The organism is Methylocystis sp. H4A, from assembly GCF_015709545.1.
Lineage (GTDB): Bacteria > Pseudomonadota > Alphaproteobacteria > Rhizobiales > Beijerinckiaceae > Methylocystis > Methylocystis silviterrae.
This window is the reverse complement of sequence record NZ_JADNQY010000024.1, coordinates 197,131-210,051: the sequence shown is the minus strand read 5'-3', so window position 1 is coordinate 210,051 and position 12,921 is coordinate 197,131. Positions and strand designations below refer to the sequence as shown.

The 12,921-nt window shown below is 64.1% G+C and carries 12 protein-coding genes; 1 reads left to right on the top strand and 11 read right to left on the bottom strand.

What is annotated here, in order from left to right; genetic code table 11:
* Positions 1 to 28: 28 nt before the first annotated feature.
* Complete coding sequence (locus IYW40_RS11385) at positions 29 to 568, top strand: DNA starvation/stationary phase protection protein (RefSeq protein ID WP_196400173.1); 540 nt, start codon at positions 29 to 31, stop codon at positions 566 to 568.
* A 25-nt stretch (positions 569 to 593) separates the two neighbouring features.
* Here IYW40_RS11385 and IYW40_RS11380 read toward each other — a convergent pair whose 3' ends face one another.
* From IYW40_RS11380 to IYW40_RS11330, 11 genes are all read right to left on the bottom strand, one after another.
* Positions 594 to 1,475, bottom strand: coding sequence for a 3-hydroxybutyryl-CoA dehydrogenase (locus IYW40_RS11380; protein ID WP_196400174.1), 882 nt, complete (start codon positions 1,473 to 1,475; stop codon positions 594 to 596).
* Positions 1,476 to 1,677: 202 nt separating this feature from the next.
* The gene (locus IYW40_RS11375; RefSeq protein WP_196400175.1) at positions 1,678 to 2,622 is read right to left on the bottom strand and encodes an FAD-binding protein; all 945 of its coding nucleotides are present in this window, start codon (positions 2,620 to 2,622) and stop codon (positions 1,678 to 1,680) included.
* Positions 2,623 to 2,624: 2 nt separating this feature from the next.
* Entirely contained in the window at positions 2,625 to 3,371 is a 747-nt protein-coding gene (locus IYW40_RS11370; RefSeq protein ID WP_196400176.1) for an electron transfer flavoprotein subunit beta/FixA family protein, read from the bottom strand.
* A gap of 145 nt (positions 3,372 to 3,516) precedes the next feature.
* Positions 3,517 to 4,335, bottom strand: coding sequence for a rhomboid family intramembrane serine protease (locus IYW40_RS11365; RefSeq protein ID WP_196400177.1), 819 nt, complete (start codon positions 4,333 to 4,335; stop codon positions 3,517 to 3,519).
* A gap of 54 nt (positions 4,336 to 4,389) precedes the next feature.
* The gene (locus IYW40_RS11360) at positions 4,390 to 5,817 is read right to left on the bottom strand and encodes a lipopolysaccharide biosynthesis protein (protein WP_196400178.1); all 1,428 of its coding nucleotides are present in this window, start codon (positions 5,815 to 5,817) and stop codon (positions 4,390 to 4,392) included.
* Positions 5,818 to 6,046: 229 nt separating this feature from the next.
* A complete protein-coding gene (ileS, locus tag IYW40_RS11355) occupies positions 6,047 to 9,160 on the bottom strand; it encodes an isoleucine--tRNA ligase (protein ID WP_196400179.1) in 3,114 nt (1,037 codons plus the stop codon).
* A 216-nt stretch (positions 9,161 to 9,376) separates the two neighbouring features.
* Positions 9,377 to 9,649: a hypothetical protein gene (locus tag IYW40_RS11350; RefSeq protein WP_175093820.1), complete on the bottom strand. Its 273-nt coding sequence runs from the start codon at positions 9,647 to 9,649 to the stop codon at positions 9,377 to 9,379.
* A gap of 51 nt (positions 9,650 to 9,700) precedes the next feature.
* Positions 9,701 to 10,684, bottom strand: a complete 984-nt coding sequence (locus IYW40_RS11345) for a bifunctional riboflavin kinase/FAD synthetase (protein WP_196400180.1) — start codon at positions 10,682 to 10,684, stop codon at positions 9,701 to 9,703.
* Between the two features lie 17 nt (positions 10,685 to 10,701).
* The gene (locus IYW40_RS11340; protein WP_123174465.1) at positions 10,702 to 11,187 is read right to left on the bottom strand and encodes a MaoC family dehydratase; all 486 of its coding nucleotides are present in this window, start codon (positions 11,185 to 11,187) and stop codon (positions 10,702 to 10,704) included.
* Positions 11,188 to 11,248: 61 nt separating this feature from the next.
* Complete coding sequence (locus IYW40_RS11335; RefSeq protein WP_196400181.1) at positions 11,249 to 12,157, bottom strand: TIGR01459 family HAD-type hydrolase; 909 nt, start codon at positions 12,155 to 12,157, stop codon at positions 11,249 to 11,251.
* Positions 12,154 to 12,870, bottom strand: a complete 717-nt coding sequence (locus IYW40_RS11330) for a carbonic anhydrase (protein ID WP_196400182.1) — start codon at positions 12,868 to 12,870, stop codon at positions 12,154 to 12,156. Before IYW40_RS11330 ends, IYW40_RS11335 begins: the two co-directional genes overlap by 4 nt.
* Positions 12,871 to 12,921: the final 51 nt, after the last annotated feature.

Sequence of the window (12,921 nt, the reverse complement as noted above, 5' to 3'; positions counted from 1 at the left end):
TGAAGCGAGGGCGCAAGGAGGTCCGCACATGCAGAAAACAAAAACGCCGATGAATCCCGACACAGAACGTTCGGCGCTGGATACGCCGACCGATCTTGAAAAGCAGTCGACGATGAAGATCGCCGCGGAAATCAACAAGCTCGTCGCCGACGCCCTTTCGCTTTATCTCAAGACCAAGAATTTCCACTGGCACATGAGCGGCCCGCATTTCCGCGACTACCACTTGCTGCTCGACGAGCAGGCGACACAGATCTACGCGACCGTCGACCCGTTGGCCGAACGGGTGCGCAAGCTTGGGCAACCGACGCTGCGCTCGATCGGGCAGATCGCGAAATTATCGCGCATCAAGGACAATAATGAGGAATTCGTTTCGCCTTTCGGCATGCTGTGCGAATTGCTCGACGACAACAAGGGGATGGCCGAGTCGCTGCGCAACGCCCATAAAGTCTGCGACGACAACGAAGACATCGCGACGGCGAGCCTTCTCGAAACTTTTCTCGACGAGACCGAGAAGCGAACCTGGTTCCTGTTCGAGGCGGCGCGCGGCGCCGGCCCCGGCGGCCACTGAGCGCGGACGCGCCTCTCTCGAGACGCTAGCGCGTCGGAACCGGCGTGCCGCTGCGATAATCATAGAAGCCGCGCTGAGTCTTTTTGCCGAGCCAGCCGGCTTCGACATATTTCACCAGCAGCGGGCAGGGGCGGTATTTTGAATCCGCCAGGCCCTCATGCAGCACCTGCATGACCGAAAGACAGGTGTCGAGGCCGATAAAATCGGCGAGCTGCAGCGGACCCATCGGGTGGTTGGCGCCGAGCTTCATCGCCGTGTCAATGGCGTCGACCGAGCCCACGCCTTCGTAGAGCGTGTAGATCGCCTCATTGATCATCGGCAGCAGAATGCGGTTGACGATGAAAGCGGGGAAGTCCTCCGAAACGCTGATCGTCTTGCCGAGCTTGGCGACAAACGCCTTCGTCTCCTCGAAAGTGACGTCATCGGTCGCGATGCCGCGAATGAGTTCGACAAGCTGCATGCGCGGCACCGGATTCATGAAATGAATGCCGATGAAGCGCTCCGGCCGACCGGTGACCGCGGCAAGGCGGGTGATCGAAATCGACGACGTATTGGAGCTGATGATCGCGCCGGGCTTTACGAACTGCGCGAGCTCCGTCAGAATTTTGCGCTTGAGGTCTTCGACCTCGGTCGCCGCCTCGATCAATAGGTCGGCGTCGGCGAAGTCGGCCATTTTTGGCGCGCCGGATATGCGCTCCAGCGCCGGTTCGACCGCCGCGGCGTCGATCTGGCCGCGCTCGACGGCGCGGCGCATCTGCGCGGCGACATCGGCGATGCCGGCGTCGATACGCTCCTGCGAAATGTCGTTCAGGGCGACGTCATAGCCGGCAAGCGCGCAGACATGGGCGATCCCCTTCCCCATCTGGCCCGCGCCGATGACGCCGATCTTGCGAATTTCGAAGCCCATTTTTTACCACCGTCAGCCAAGCTCGCGCCGGATAGCAAGCGGCCCGCCCGCGCTGAGTGCGTGCCGCAGTGCAATATAACTTGCGATCCTTCGCAAAGAAAACAAAGAAAAGAAACTGCGGAGCCCCGAGCGCCGACGCTCCGCCAAACTCACAGCCGCCGCGCCGGACCAAGTGGACCGAAGCGACGGCCGTTTTTCGCGGTCAGCGGCCGATCTTCGCCAGCTCGGCCTCGAGCTCCGGCAGGGCCGTGAAGAGGTCGGCGACGAGGCCATAGTCGGCGACCTGGAAAATGGGCGCCTCCTCGTCCTTGTTGATCGCCACGATCACCTTCGAATCCTTCATGCCGGCGAGATGCTGGATCGCCCCAGAAATGCCGGCGGCGATGTAGAGATCGGGCGCCACCGCCTTTCCGGTCTGCCCCACCTGCAGGTCGTTTGGCGCATAGCCGGCGTCGACCGCGGCGCGAGACGCCCCGATCGCGGCGTTAAGCCGCGTCGCGACCGGATCCAGCACCTTCTGGAAATTCTCCGCCGACCCGAGCGCCCGCCCCCCGGAAAGAATGATCCGCGCCGAGGTGAGCTCGGGGCGTTCGGACTTCGCCAGCTCTTCGCTCTTGAAGGCGGAAACGCCGGGATCGGCGGGCGCCGCAATCGCCTCTATGGGCGCCGAGCCGCCTTCGGGGGCCGCCGCGAAGGCGGTGGTCCGCACGGTGATCACTTTCTTTGCGTCCTTCGCGCGCACGGTCTGGATCGCATTGCCGGCGTAGATCGGCCGCTCAAAAGTGTCGGCCGACACGACCTTGATGATGTCCGAGACCTGCATCACGTCGAGCAGCGCCGCGACGCGCGGCAGCACATTCTTCGTCGCCGAGGTCGACGGCGCGATGATGAGGTCATAAGCGCCGGCGAGCGAGACGATCAGCGCGGCGACCGTCTCGGCCAGGACATGATCGAGCGACGCGTCTTCGGCGACGAGGACCTTCTCGACGCCGGCGAGCTTCGCCGCCTGCTCGGCCGCGCCCTTGAGGCCGGGCCCGACGATGAGGACATGAACGGGGCCGCCGATCTCCTTGGCGGCGGTGAGCGCCTTGGCGGTCGCCGGGGCGATCGCGTCGCCGGCGGTTTCGGCAAGAAGCAGAATCGTCATCTTCAAAGCACTCCCGCTTCCTTGAGCTTGCCAACGAGCTCGACGACAGAGCCGACCTTGACGCCCGCCTTGCGTTTCGCAGGCTCGGAGGTTTTCAACACTTCAAGGCGCGGCGAAATGTCGACGCCGTAATCGGCCGGCGACTTCACGGCGACTTCTTTCTTTTTTGCCTTGATGATGTTGGGCAGCGAGGCGTAGCGCGGCTCGTTAAGACGCAAATCCGTGGTGACGACCGCCGGCAGCTTCAAGCTGACGGTCTGCAGCCCGCCATCGATCTCGCGCGTCACGTCGACGGCGCCCTCAGCCATCTCGACCTTCGACGCGAAGGCGCCCTGGCCCCAGCCGAGCAGCGCCGCGAGCATCTGACCCGTCTGATTGCAATCGTCGTCGATCGCCTGCTTGCCCATGATGACGAGCTGCGGCTGTTCCTCGGCGACGATCTTGGCGAGGATCTTGGCGACGGCGAGCGGCTCGACGGTCTCGTCGGTCTTGACCAGAATGCCCCGGTCGGCGCCCATGGCGAGGCCGGTGCGCAAGGTCTCGTCGGCCTTGGCCGGACCGATCGTGACCACAATGACTTCCGTCGCCTTGCCGGCCTCTTTGAGCCGCAGCGCCTCTTCGACGGCGATCTCATCGAAGGGGTTCATCGACATTTTCACATTGGCGAGATCGACGCCCGAACCGTCCGCCTTCACCCTGATCTTGACGTTGTAATCGACGACCCGTTTGACGGGCACGAGAATCTTCATCGCGCGACCCCTTGGTCCTTCTGACCCCTTTGGCGAGACGGTGTCGGAGCGCCGCTTGCGCGCGCGCCACTCTGGCTAAAGCCGTCGCGCGGTCTGGTAGCGGGGGCGCGCGCGCAAGTCAAACAAAGCGACCGCGGCCCCGCGATTAGGGCCCGTCGTCGCCGGCGTCCGGCGCGCGCGGCGCGGGAGCGAGCGCGCCGCCCCGGTCAAAAAGCCTGTGCCGGCGGCGCTTGAAGATCGGCGTCAGCACCAGACCCGCGGCGATGCCGCCGACATGCGCCATCCAGGCGACCGCGCCACCCTCGCCCATAGAGGCGTTGATGAGCTGCATCAAAATCCAGGCGCCGACGAAGAGCCAGCCCGAGGCGACGAAGGAGAACAGCGGCGCCCGCAGCCCCAGGATCGACCTCGGCCGCGCCCCGGAGAGCCAGGCGCCGAGATAAATCGGCGCGAGCGCCAGCGAGAGCGGCGGAAAGATTCCCGCGACCGTCGCGCGCGGATGGAGCAGCAAAAAGGCCGCGCAGACGCCGGAGATCGCGCCCGACGCGCCGACGAGCGGCAAGATCGAATGCGGCGTGGCGTAGATGTAGAACACGCCGGAGGCGACGCCGCAGGAAAGATAAAACAGCAGATAGTGGAGCGACCCCATGGCGTCTTCGACATTGTCGCCAAAGACGTAAAGGAACAGCATGTTCGAGCCGAGGTGCACCACCGACGAATGAAAGAACAGCGCGGTGACAAGCGTCAGCGCAGCCGGCGGTCCGACAATCCAGTCGGCGAGCTGGGCCTCGCCGAAGAGCACGCGCGGGATGATCGCGAATCCGCGCACGACGGTCAGCGGATCGCCGAAAATCTCGCTCTGCACCACCAGGAATATGACGACGTTGAGCGCGATCAGCATCCAATTCACGATCGGCCGCCGCAAATAGCGCAGCGGCGCGTCGTCATAGATCGGCATCACCATGGCGCGCTCCTTATCAATCGCTAGCCTAACATATGGCGACGCCGACGAGCCGCGTCACGACCGCGCGAACCGCCGATCGAGCCACGTCGTCGCGAGCACGCCCAGCCCGGCGATGTCGAAGGCGACGGTCAGCAGCCCGTAAACGACCGCTCCGGCCAGGATCTGAGCGATGAGCGCGAGAATGCCCGGACTCATCTCGCGCAAGGGCGTGAGCGCGAGCGACATTGCGCCCGTCGCCACAAGCGCAGCGAACATGTCCCAGAACGACGGCCAGACCGGCTGCGTGCGCAGTGCGAAATAGACCGTCGCCACAAGCGCCGCGATGTAGGCGCCGGCTTGCGCGATCGCGAGATTGGAAGCGTCCTCGCCCCAGGGCAGGATCACGAGCAGCGCCAGGCCGAAGGCGACCGCGGCAAGCGCCGCGACCATCAATGGCGCCGTCTTCTTTTCGATCTGAAAGACGGGATTGACGCCGAACAGAATGACGCCCATCGCGAAAAGTCCCGGAAGCAGCAGGCCGAGGTAATGGCCGAAGGGACCGCGATATTGCGCCGGCACGATGAGCGCTTCGATCGACGGCATGACGAACCAGAGGCCGGCGCACGCCGGCAGTAAAAAGGCGACGACGATGCCCATGTTGCGCGCGACTTGCTCCTTGGCGCGGTCGACGCCGTGGAGTTCATGCGCGGCGACGGCGATCTGAAACAAGAGCACGTCGAGCGCCGAGCCGAGCGCCTGCACCGCACGCACGCCAAGATCATAGGCCAGCGCGAACTGGCCGGTTTCGGCGAAACCGAAGACGCTTGCCACGATGGAGCGCGCCACAAGCGGCATCGCCTGATAGAGAAGATGCGCGGTCACGATCGGCGCGCTATAGGCCGCAAGCGCACGCGCATTCTGACTCGAAGCGGCGCGAATGTCGGCGCCGGGATCGAGCAGCGCGCGACGTCCGAGAATGACCGTGCCGAACAGGCTCGCGACGCCGCCAGCGAGCGCCACCGCAGCCGAGTGAAAAATAAAGGCGCCGCCGCCAATCAGGACAAGCGACAGCGCATTCTTGACGAGCATGAGGCGCACATAGGCGTGGTCATGAAAACGCGCGCGCACCAAAGCGGTACAATAATCGAAAAGCCCATTGGCCACCGACGTCAGCAGCGCAAGCAGAATGAGATTGGTTTCGAAGTCGAGCGGCGGCCCGGCAAGCGCATAAATGCCCGTGGCCAATGTGAGGAAGAGCGTGACGCCGATGAAGGCCGCGTCGAGCGTCGAGCGCACCACCGGCTCTTTGTTGCGCGTGCGCTTTGAGTAAAAGCGCGTCGCCGAAAGACGCAGCCAATCATAGAGCGCCGTCTGCACGACCACCGCGATAGAGAAGGCGAGCGCGAAGCGGCCATATTCCTCGGGGCCGAGAAATTTCGCCACCGTGAGGCCGATGACGAAATTGACGATCGTATTGGCGAGAAATGCGAGAAGAACGTTCACTTAGGCGTAACCCCCACCCCAACCCTCTTCCGCTGCGCGGGAGAGGGATTCAGGCTCGGGTCGCGACAAGGAACGCGCGCGCCGCCGATCGCTTGCGTCCCCTCTCCCATCCGAAGTCGGCTGTCGCCGACTTCGGAGTCGATGCGCAAATCTGGAACACCCGATTTGCGAGAGCGGGGGAGGGACAGGGAGGGGGCGACGGGTCGGCGCAATGTCTCTCTTGCCAGGATCACAAAGCGCTCCAGCGGCCGAGCGCGACAAGCTCGCGCAACGCCTGTGCGTCGCGCGGCGTCACGTCGGGATAATCCAAGTCCGCCGTCGCGGGATCGAAATATTTCCACGAGCGGGCGCATTTGACGCCGGCGGCGCGTTGCGAAACCACGCCGACCCCCGGCGCTTCCGGCAGGCGGAAGGCGTCCATCGGCGCTTCTCCCGGCAAGACGCGAATATCCGAGGCGATGCAGATTTCGGCGAGATCGACGCCCTCCAACGCCGCGCGCAACGACTCGTCCGCGATGTAGACGATCGGCGCCGCCTCTAACGAAGAGCCGATGCGCTTTTGCGCGCGCTCGATTTCGAGCGCCCCGGTGACGACCGAGCGGATCTTGCGAATTTTCTCCCATTTGGCTGCAAGCGCGTCGTCGCGCCATGCGTCGGGAATGGTCGGAAAATGCTCGAGATGCACGGACTGCGCGTTCGGAAAACGCGAAAGCCACGCCTCCTCGGCGGTGAAGACGAGAATCGGCGCGAGCCATGTCGTGACGCTGCGGAAGATGCGATCGATGGTCGCGAGCGCCGCCTTGCGTTTGACGCTCGAGGGCGGATCGCAATAGAGCGCGTCCTTGCGCACGTCGAAGTAAAAAGCCGACAGCTCGCTCGTCATGAAATGGGTGAGCAGCGCGACGACGCGCTTGTAGTCGTATGCCGCATAGGACGCGCGGATCGACTCGTCGAGCTGATGCAGACGATGCAGCATGAGACGTTCGAGTTCTCCCGCCTCGCGCATCGCCGCATCGTCATTTGGCTGATAATGCGCCAGCGCGCCGATCATCCAGCGGGTTGTGTTGCGCAGCTTGCGATAAAGCTCGACGAAGGTTTTGAGGATTTCGGGTCCGACGCGCAGATCGTCGGCATAATCCGACGCCGCGACCCAGAGCCGCATGATGTCGGCGCCGGAATCGGCGATGATTTTTTGCGGCGCGACGACATTGCCGAGCGACTTCGACATTTTGCGCCCCCGCTCGTCCAGCACGAAGCCATGCGTCAGCACGGCGTCGTAGGGCGCGCGGCCGCGCGTGCCGCAGCTTTCGAGGAGCGAGGAATGAAACCAGCCGCGATGCTGATCGGAGCCTTCAAGATACATGATCTCGTCTTCGCCGCCGTCGCGCTTGCGGCGGATGCCGGCGAGCATCGGAAAATGCTGCGGGTCTTCGAGCGTGAAGGCGTGGGTCGAGCCTGAATCGAACCAGACGTCGAGAACGTCGGAGATCTTCTCGTAATCCTCCGCCTTGTAATCGGGCGAAAGAAAACGCTCGGCGGCCTTCGCTTCATACCAGGCGTCGGCGCCTTCCTTTTCAAAAGCCTCGATAATGCGGGCGTTGACGCGCGCGTCGACAAGCGGCTCATGCGTCCCCTTCTTGACGAAGACGGCGATTGGCACGCCCCAGGCGCGCTGGCGCGAGACGACCCAATCGGGACGATTCTGAATCATCCCCCGGATACGGTTCTCTCCCGCCGCCGGAGTCCATGTCGTGCGGGCGATCTCTTCGAGCGCAATCTCGCGGAGCGTCGATCGATTTCCACGAACCTCATCCTGAGGAGCATGCGAAGCGCGCGTCTCGAAGGATGCGGCCGCCGAACCCTCGTCCTTCGAGACGGCGCTGCGCGCCTCCTCAGGATGAGGGTTCGATTGAGAGAATGGCCGGTCCATCGCGATGGACCCAGAGGCGATGGATTTATCCATCGCGATGAACCATTGCGGCGTGTTGCGGAAGATCACCGGCTTCTTCGAGCGCCATGAATGCGGATATTGGTGCTTCAATTTTCCGCGCGCGACGAGATTGCCGGCCTGAACCAGCGCGGCGATCACAGCTTCGTTGGCGTCGCCCTTCTCGCCCTTGTCGGTGATGACGCGCTTGCCTTCAAAGCCCGGCGCGTCCTTCGTGTAGAAGCCGTCCTCGTCGACCGTATAGGGAATGCGCGAATCGATGGCGCGCGCCTGCAACGCGCGCGCGTTCGCCATCCAGATGTCGAAGTCCTCGCGGCCGTGGCCCGGCGCGGTGTGCACGAAGCCGGTGCCCGTGTCGTCGGTGACATGCTCGCCATCAAACAGCGGCACGTCGAAATCATAGCCAAGATGCGCCAGCGGATGCGCGCAAATCAGTTCGGCGAGCATCGCGGCGGGCACGTCGTGCAAACGCTCGTAGCCATCGACCTTCGCCGCCTTGAACGCCTCGCTCGCAAGCTTGTCGGCGATGACGAAGGTTGCGCCCGGAAGCGCCCAGTTGCCTGCGGGCGCATGGGTGACGTGATAGAGGCCGTAGTCGATCTTCGAGGAGAAGGAGATCGCGCGATTGCCGGGAAGCGTCCAGGGCGTCGTCGTCCAGATGATGATGCGCGCGTCGCTCAGTTCGCCCTCGGCGCCCCGCGGGATCGGAAACGCCACCCAGACCTGATCGCTCGTATAATCCTCATATTCGACTTCGGCTTCGGCGAGCGCGGTCTTTTCGACGACGCTCCACATCACCGGCTTCGAGCCGCGATAGAGCAGGCCGTTCGCGGCGAATTTCATGATCTCGCGCGCGATCGTCGCTTCCGCCGGAAAAGCCATCGTCGAATAGGGATGGCCCCAATCGCCGGCGACCCCTAAGCGCTTGAACTCCTCGCGCTGAACGCCGAGCCAATGTTCCGCATAGGCGCGGCATTCGCGCCGGAAGGCGATCATCGCGTCTGGATCAGTGAAGTCCGGCTTCTGCTTGCCCTTGGCCCGATAATTCTCCTCCTCGATCTTCCATTCGATCGGCAGGCCATGGCAGTCCCAGCCCGGCACATAGACGCAGTCCTTGCCGGTCATGCGCTGGCTGCGCGTCACCAGATCCTTGAGGATCTTATTGAGCGCATGGCCAATATGAATATTGCCGTTGGCGTAGGGCGGGCCGTCATGGAGCGTGAATTTCGGACGACCTTCGCCCGATTCGCGCATTTTTTGCTCCAGGCCGATGGTCTGCCAGCGCTTGAGGATTTCCGGCTCGCGCTGCGGCAGGCCGGCGCGCATCGGAAAATCCGTGACCGGCAGATAGAGGCTTTTCGAATAGTCGGGCCCTTTCGGGCTGTCGTCGTTCATCGTCGTGAAAACCGGCTGGGGCGGACGCAGGCGCCATAAGCGCCGCTATTGCGCGCTGATTAGAGGATTTCTAGGAAGAGCGCCAATCGCGCCGCACCCGGACCCTGCGCGAGCCTTAGCTCCAAGCGCAGGGTCCGGTAATTCGAAGGGCGCTCAGGAAAGGCATCTGGTCCTTAATAGCAGCGCAGACCGAACGGGAAAAGACGGCCGGCGCCCCTAGCGGGGTCGCCTCAGCCCGAGCAGTCCGGCGAGATAAGCGAAGCCTCCCGCCACAACGGCGATGACCAGCAACACCAGAAATGCGCCGGACAACAGCGTGAACCCGATGAAGAGCAACAACAGCAGCGCCGCGGTGACCATCAGGCTCTGCCATGGCGAGAGCTTGACGACCTTGACGCGACCGGCGCCCGTCGCGACCCAGATCCGCGAGGCGTCCGTCTCCTCGCCCGGCAAGATGATTTCGACCCGTCCCTTGGGCTCTTCGTTCATAACGGCTCCCTCCTGTCGAGGACGATGTCTCCAAGCTAGATCGCGCGCAACTTATGGCAACAGATCATTCGCCCGGCTCAAAGCGCCGCTTTCGGCCAATCGTCTTCGCGCCTCTTCGACGTCGACGCGCATTCTTTCGACGAGCGCCTCGACGCTGTCGAATTTCGCTTCGGCCCGTATGAAGCCGTAGAAGGCCACTTCCACCTGCTTGCCGTAGAGGTCGCCATCGAAATCGAAGAGGAAGACTTCAAGCAGCGGCGCGCCATTGTCAAAGGTCGGCCGGCGTCCGAAGCTGGCGACGCCCTGATGAACCTTCCCATCGACCTCGATCGTCACCGCGTAGATCCCGTGCTTGAGCCGATTGGCGGGATCGAGCGCGATATTGGCGGTCGGAAAGCCGAGCGCGCGCCCGCGTTTGTCGCCGTGGCGCACGACGCCGCGAATGAAATAAGGGTGGCCGAGAAGCCGGCGGGCCAGCGCCGCGTCGCCGCGTTCCAGCGCTTCCCGCGTCGCTGTCGAGGAGACGGCCTCTAAGCTGCCCTCTTCGTCCTGGGTGATGCGGTCGACGATCTCCACGATCATCCCAAGCCGTTCGCCTTCGGCGCGCAGGAACTCCGGTCCGCCTTCGCGGCCGGCGCCAAAGCGAAAATCATAGCCCGCGACGACCGCCGAAAGCTGCAGGCGCTTGTGCAGGATCTCTTGCGTGAAGACGCGCGCCGGGCTCTGCGCGAAGTCCTTGTCGAAGGTGAGCACGACGATCCCGTCGAGGCCGAGCCGCGCCGCCTGCGCCGCCTTTGCGTCGGGCGGCGTGAGACGAAAGATCACCGTCCGCCCCGCGAAAAAATCCGCCGGATGGGGCTCGAAGGTCAGCAGAATGCAGGGACGCGAGAGTTTCGCGGCGAGCGCCTGGGCCCGAGCGATGACGCCGCGGTGGCCTCTGTGCAACCCGTCGAAATTGCCCACCGCCGCGACCGCGCCTTCCAGTCCAGGCGGCGGCGCTTGAGGGTCGCGCGCAAAGATGAAGGAGGCGGACACGGCCCGGGCCGGAAGATCTAAGCTGAGGCCGGCTTCACCTCTGCTGGCGCTGGCGTTGCGGCGCGGATCGCCTGCTCGCGGCTCGGCACCATGACGAAGGCCTCGCCGTCGAGCACGACCTTGCCGTCGACGAGACATTCGCATTTGAGTTTGGCGCGCCGGCCTTTTTCGATCAGCTCCACCACTTCGACAATGACGGTGATGACGTCGCCGATCTTCACCGGCGCGCGAAAATTCAGCGTCTGCGACAGATAGACCGCGCCGGGGCCAGGCAGATACATGCCGATGACCGTCGAAATGAGCGAGGCCGTATAAAGGCCATGCACGATGCGCTCGCCAAAGCGCGTCTTCGAGGCGAAGTGATCCGAAAGATGAATCGGATTGCGGTCGCCGGAAAGATCGGCGAAGGCGATGACGTCGTCGTCCATCACCGCCTTCATCAGCGTCTCGCGCATGCCGACGCTCAGATCCTCGAAATAGTAGATTTTGAACGGCGTCGACATGGAGCCACCGGAAAGTTGTGTTGCGGATCGTGACCGCAGATGAGGCCTGTGCAGCCCCCTTTTACCAGAAAAGCTCGCGAGCCAAAGCCTTGGGACGAGCCCCGGCGCGCGCGAAGAGCGATTCGAGCGCCGCTTCGTCAAGCGCGCCGCCGCCGGGATGCAGCTCGGCGCGATGCACGCCATGGATGATGAAGAGGCAGTCGAGCCCGGCGCGGCCCGCGCCGGAAAGGTCGGTGAAGGCGCCGTCGCCGATCGCCAGCGTGCGCGCCTTGTCGACTTCGCCGCCGCGCAAATTCTTGAGCCGCTCCAGGGCGGCGGCGTAGATCGGGGCGTGGGGCTTGCCGAAGGTCAGAACGCGGCCGCCGATCGCCGCATAGCGTTCGGCGATGGCGCCGGCGCAGTAGACGAGATCATTGCCGATGGCGACGACAATATCGGGATTGGCGCACAGCATCGTCAGGTCGCGCGCCTTCAACGCCGCGAGCTGTTCGTCATAGTCCGAGGGCGTTTCGTTGCGCTCGTCAAAGAGGCCGGTGCAGACGATGTAATCGGCGGCTTGCGGCCCGACGCGCATGATCGGCGCGCCGAGACGCCGCGCGGCCGCCCGGAACAGACCGTCGTCGCGTGCGGGGCCCAGGTGGTAGACCGCCTGTCCGGCGCGCGCGACGATCTCGCGCAGCGCAAGCTCCCCCGCCGAGAGGAGATCGTCGAAACAGTCCTGCGGCACGCCAAGGCCGAGGAGCTGGCGGCGCACTTCTTCGTCCGGGCGCGAGGCGTTGGTGATCAGCACGACAATCCCGCCTTGCGCGCGGAAGCGCCGCAAGGCCTCAGCGGCTTCCGGGAAGTGGCGCCGGCCGTCAATCAGCACGCCCCAGCCGTCGCACAGAATCGCGTCATATCCGTTGGCGATGTCGCGCAGGCCGGCGATGAACGGAATGCGGCCGCGGTCTGCCGAGGCGCCCGCCGTCAAAAGCGCGCCTCGGCGAACGCGGCGGCGTAGGCTCCGTCGCAGACGGGATTAAAAGTCCCGGTCGATTCGTCGAGCAGCAACAATCGCCCGTCCATGATTCGAAACAAGGCGCCGTGCAGCCGCAGATGCCGGTGATGTTCGAGCACCTGGATCATGGGAAAGGAGCGCAAGTTGCGCAGCGTCTGCCTCACCGACTCGAACTCCAGGCGCTCCACATAGTCGGCGTCCTTGGGATTAGGCCGAACGCCCAGGCGATCAGCCGCGGGGCCAAGCATTTTGATCCAGTCGCCGATAAAGTCGCTGTGGCTCAGCCGCGGCGCGTCGGGATCCGCGGCGATTTCCGCATAGGCGCGCACTCCGCCGCATTGCCCATGGCCGAGCACCACGAGGTCTGAAACCTTTAGGGCCATGACGGCGTATTCCAGCGCCGCGGAAGCGCCGTGATAATGATCGTCGGGCTCGTAAGGCGGCACCAGCGCCGCGACGTTGCGCAAGACGAAAAGTTCGCCGGGGCCGGCGCTGAAGATGGTCTCGGGCGCGACGCGCGAATCGCAGCAGCTGATGATCATCGTTTTGGGCGTCTGGCCCCTGACCGCCAACTCTTCGAATCGGTCGTGATCAGCCAGGAAACGCCCGCGAATGAAGGACTCATAGCCCTCAATGAGCGTTTCCGGCAGACCGGCCGCGCCGAACGACTGCTCGTGATCCGCCATTTATCGTTCCCTTCGCGCGCCTCGGCCAGGTCCGCCTCGGCCAGGTCCACC